The organism is Pseudoxanthomonas dokdonensis (genome assembly GCF_001431405.1).
GTDB lineage: Bacteria > Pseudomonadota > Gammaproteobacteria > Xanthomonadales > Xanthomonadaceae > Pseudoxanthomonas_A > Pseudoxanthomonas_A dokdonensis.
This window is the reverse complement of sequence record NZ_LDJL01000026.1, coordinates 1-1273: the sequence shown is the minus strand read 5'-3', so window position 1 is coordinate 1273 and position 1273 is coordinate 1. Positions and strand designations below refer to the sequence as shown.

The 1273-nt window shown below is 62.8% G+C and carries 2 protein-coding genes; one reads left to right on the top strand and one right to left on the bottom strand.

Annotated elements, in window-relative coordinates; translation table 11 throughout:
- Positions 1-262 precede the first annotated feature (262 nt).
- Positions 263-1048, top strand: a complete 786-nt coding sequence (locus ABB29_RS15840) for a DUF4349 domain-containing protein (protein ID WP_057660867.1) — start codon at positions 263-265, stop codon at positions 1046-1048.
- A 36-nt stretch (positions 1049-1084) separates the two neighbouring features.
- Here ABB29_RS15840 and ABB29_RS15835 read toward each other — a convergent pair.
- Positions 1085-1273: LysR substrate-binding domain-containing protein (locus tag ABB29_RS15835; RefSeq protein WP_245622659.1), on the bottom strand; the 189-nt coding region annotated here is incomplete at its 5' end.

Sequence of the window (1273 nt, the reverse complement as noted above, 5' to 3'; positions counted from 1 at the left end):
CGGCATCCAGCGCCGGATCGGCGGCGACCGCTGCCGGGCTGGCCGCCGGCGTGGCGACGGTTGGGGTTTCGGCTTTCTGGCAGGCGGCCAGACCAGTGATCAGGGCCAAAGCAAGCAGGCTGCGACGCATGGGGAATCTCATCGGTTGTGGAAGTAAACCGGGGAAGGATAGGGGCTGTGGCCGCCGCGCGCATCTGCCGAATGGCACGCCCGTGTGCATCAGCTGGTTACAATCGGGCAGTTGATAGGGAAGACGCATTACATGAATAACAGATCCCTGCTGATCGGCTTGTTGATGCTGGCGGCCTGCAGCAAACAGCCGTCGGAGATGGCGGGTGCGCCCGCTCCCGCGCCGATGGCCTCGGCTGGGGCCCAGGTGGCGCAGCCGGGCCAGTTCCTGGCCTATGAACACGATGTCGATATCAAGCTTCCGGCGAACAGGATTGCTGAACGCTTCGCCGCCAGTCGCCAGGCCTGCCAGCAGGCACGCTACGGTGAATGCACGGTGCTCGAGGCGTATGAAAACGGAGGTGATTATCCGCAGGCGCAACTGGTCGTCAGGATAGTGCCGGCCGGGGTGGATGCTTTCATCAGCAGTGCGGCCGAAGGTGGCAGCGTCGGCAGCCGGCGTACGCATGCTGAAGATCTGGCCGAAGCGGTCCAGAACAACAATGTCGTGTTGGCGCGGCTGCAGAAGGAACACCAGCAATTGACTGGTTTCCAGCAGCGCGATGATTTGAGCGTTGCCGACATGATCGCCCTGTCGGGAAAACTATCGGAAGTCGAAGCGCAGCTGCAGCAGGCGCAGCAGCAGGCAGCCCAGCACGCGCGGCGCATCCAGACGCAGAAGGTGACATTGGATTTCAGGCCGCCGTCCGGACAGTCCGGCCGCAGTGAAATCCGCGAAGCAGTCAGCGAGTTTTCCGCAACCCTGTCGCAGGGCATTGCCTGGACCATCCGCGCGGTGGCATTTCTGATTCCGGTGCTGCTGGTCGGACTGTTGTTGCTGAAACTTGCGTTGCGCCTGTTCCGTCGCCGCCGGCCATAACCCCGTTACGTGTTGTTGATGCGGTGACCGCTGTATTCAGGTGACTGTTGCAGCGGCCGTGTTCGCTTCCTGTTTCAGCCAATCGCGGAACGCCTGCGCGGCGGGCGATAGCGTTTGATGCGCGGGATGGACCAGATAATAGGAAAAACGCGTCTTCAGCGCCGGACCAGGCAGTTGAACCAACTCGCCACGCTGCAGGTATGGCGTGGCCAGCCGGCGCCGGCC

Bases quoted from the DNA above. Each gene is read 5' to 3' on its own strand.
- ABB29_RS15840 (WP_057660867.1), top strand. From the start codon at position 263: ATGAATAACAGATCCCTGCTGATCGGCTTGTTGATGCTGGCGGCCTGC.